The 2,998-nt window shown below is 43.6% G+C and carries 6 protein-coding genes; all 6 read right to left on the reverse strand.

Annotated features, from left to right (window positions below; all coding sequences use genetic code 11):
- The coding region (gene rpsM, locus J2Y37_RS15755; RefSeq protein WP_349033409.1) for a 30S ribosomal protein S13 at positions 1-263 on the reverse strand (263 nt) is incomplete at its 3' end.
- A gap of 107 nt (positions 264-370) precedes the next feature.
- Positions 371-487, reverse strand: a complete 117-nt coding sequence (rpmJ, locus tag J2Y37_RS15760) for a 50S ribosomal protein L36 (protein WP_000867907.1) — start codon at positions 485-487, stop codon at positions 371-373.
- A gap of 20 nt (positions 488-507) precedes the next feature.
- Entirely contained in the window at positions 508-1,830 is a 1,323-nt protein-coding gene (secY, locus tag J2Y37_RS15765; protein ID WP_349033411.1) for a preprotein translocase subunit SecY, read from the reverse strand.
- Positions 1,831-1,872: 42 nt separating this feature from the next.
- A complete protein-coding gene (rplO, locus tag J2Y37_RS15770) occupies positions 1,873-2,307 on the reverse strand; it encodes a 50S ribosomal protein L15 (protein WP_349033412.1) in 435 nt (144 codons plus the stop codon).
- A gap of 9 nt (positions 2,308-2,316) precedes the next feature.
- Positions 2,317-2,496, reverse strand: a complete 180-nt coding sequence (rpmD, locus tag J2Y37_RS15775) for a 50S ribosomal protein L30 (RefSeq protein ID WP_349033413.1) — start codon at positions 2,494-2,496, stop codon at positions 2,317-2,319.
- Between the two features lie 3 nt (positions 2,497-2,499).
- Entirely contained in the window at positions 2,500-2,997 is a 498-nt protein-coding gene (rpsE, locus tag J2Y37_RS15780) for a 30S ribosomal protein S5 (protein WP_349033410.1), read from the reverse strand.
- Position 2,998 lies beyond the last annotated feature (1 nt).

Here is a 2,998-nt window from a genome sequence, read left to right on the forward strand (position 1 = left end):
CCACGGTAGCAGCCTAAATCCATTAAACGTTTAATGTTCATGGAAATTTCGCGACGTAAATCACCTTCGGTTGGAACCTTAGCAACTTCTGCACGAATCGCATCAAGCTGTGCATCGTCCAACTCACGGATTTTTGTAGTTCCAGCAATACCAACAGCAGCTAAGATATTCTTAGCTGTATGGCGGCCGACACCAAAAATATACGTGAGGGAGATAACAGCATGCTTGTTATCCGGAATGTTTACACCGGCAATACGAGCCATTCACTTTTCTCCAAAAAGGCAGCAGAGATAATCAACCGCCCCACAAAAATCTTGAGGGGCGGATAATAACCTAATTAGCCTACTGAAATCAACAGGTCTTAATTAAATTAACCTTGACGCTGCTTATGACGAGGTTCTGCGCTACAAATTACGCGAATAACCCCATTACGACGGATAACTTTACAGCTACCACAAATTTTCTTTACAGAAGCTTGTACTTTCATGATGAAACCTCTAAGTGCGCTTATCCCTTCGGATGAGCAGTCGTTTTTCTCATTAACGTTTGATTGTCATATTGATGCGAAGTAAGGTGTGCTTGAAGTTGTGCCATGAAATCCATGACTACGACAACAACAATCAACAATGATGTCCCACCCAAATGGAATGGAATACCAAACGAACTTTGCAGAACCATTGGCATTAAACACACCACGGTAATGTAAATTGCACCAATAAACGTCAAACGGTTAAGAATATGATCTAAATAACGAGCCGTTTGCTCACCTGGACGGATACCAGGCACATATGCTCCGCTACGTTTTAGATTCTCTGAAACTTCTTTCGGACTAAAAACGAGTGCCGTATAGAAATAACAGAAGAAAATAATTAACCCGCCAAAGAGCATCAAATACAACGGCTGTCCAGGCGATAACACCAATGCCAAGTCTTGCAGACTACGTTTTACAATCCCTGCATTTGGATCAGCACTCCCTAACCATTGCCCCAAACTCGCTGGAAATAATAACAGTGAGCTTGCGAAAATCGCTGGAATAACACCCGCCATATTAATTTTTAATGGCAAATGCGTTTGCTGTGCAGTAAATACCCGACGACCTTGTTGTTTTTGAGCATAGTTCACTGGAATACGACGTTGTGCTTTTTCAATAAACACAATCGCTGCGAGAACTGCTAACGATAATAAACCGAAGACAGCTAATCCGATTAAACTACCTTGACCATTCTGAACAGACGAGAACGACTGAATTACAAGATTTGGCAAACCAGCCACAATACCTGCAAAAATGATCATTGAGATACCATTACCAACACCACGTTCGGTAATCTGTTCTCCCAACCACATCAAAAACATTGTTCCTGCAACAAGCGAAGTCACTGCTGGAACATAGAATGCCAAGCCTGATGTCAAAGTAATACCCTGACTAATCAAACCAGCACACATCCCTATACCCTGCACGAGTGCAAGAAATAAGGTGCCGTAACGCGTGTATTGATTGATTTTACGTTTGCCTTGCTCGCCTTCTTTTTTCAAAGCTTCTAACGAAGGAACCACCGTAGACATCAACTGCACAATAATCGATGCAGAAATGTACGGCATAATCCCTAACGCTAAAATTGACATGCGCTCCAATGCGCCACCAGAGAACATATTAAATAAGCCTAAGAAGGTACCTTCATTAGCCTTAAAAAAGCTCGCTAGTGCCACACTGTCAATGCCTGGCAACGGAATATGCGCTCCTAGTCGAAAGACCAACAACGCGCCAATCAAGAACATTAATCGACGAATAATTTCACGGTATTTCACATGAAATGGTTGGCCTTTCATCATGTTAACATGACCTGAAGAACTAGGAGTCATAGACACTCGAGATTACTCCTCGACCTTACCGCCAGCTGCTTCAACAGCAGCTTTAGCGCCTTTAGTCAACGTAACACCTTGTACAGTGAACGCGCGAGTGATTTCACCTGAAAGCACGATGCGAGCACGAATTTGGTCACGACGAACTACATTCGCAGCTTTTAAAGTTTCAAGGCTAACTACATCACCTTCCACTTTATTCAACTCAGACAAACGTACTTCAGCAGTTTTCAAAGCAATTTGGCTAGTGAAGCCGAATTTTGGCAAACGACGATAAAGTGCTGTTTGACCACCTTCAAAGCCTGGACGAGTACCACCGCTTTTACGTGATTTTTGACCTTTGACACCACGGCCACCAGTCTTACCAACGCCTGAACCAATACCACGGCCTAAACGACGGTTGTCACGCTTAGCACCTTCTGCTGGTGCAAGTTCATTTAAACGCAGAGTCATGGCTTATTCCTCTACACTAACCATATAGTAAACTTTGTTGACCATACCACGGTTAGAAGGCGTATCTTGCACTTCTACAGTATGACCAATACGACGCAGACCTAAACCCTGTAGGCAAAGTTTATGATTTTTTAAACGATGCGAAGAAGATTTAGTCTGGGTAACTTTAATCGTTTTCATGATTGATTACCCTTGAATTTCTTCTACTGATTTACCACGTTTCGCAGCGACTTTCTCAGGAGAAGTCATATCACGCAAACCTTTGAAAGTCGCGTTTACTACGTTAGCAGCATTAGTAGAACCGTAACATTTAGCAAGTACGTTATGTACACCAGCAGCTTCAAGAACAGCACGCATCGCGCCACCAGCAATTACGCCAGTACCTTCAGAAGCAGGCTGCATGTATACACGGCTTGCACCATGACGAGCATTCACAGGGTGCTGTAAAGTAGTCCCCGCAAGGTCTACAGTAATCATGTTGCGACGAGCAGCTTCAAGTGCCTTAGAGATAGCAGCTGGAACTTCACGTGCTTTACCACGACCAAAACCTACGCGCCCATTACCATCACCCACAACAGTTAATGCTGTGAAAGAGAAGATACGACCACCCTTAACACCTATGGCTACACGATCAACGGCAACCAGCTTTTCAACGAGACCTACGTTTTGTTCAACTTTCGCCATG

Source organism: Acinetobacter sp. 3657 (genome assembly GCF_031456775.1).
In the GTDB taxonomy this organism is placed as follows: domain Bacteria; phylum Pseudomonadota; class Gammaproteobacteria; order Pseudomonadales; family Moraxellaceae; genus Acinetobacter.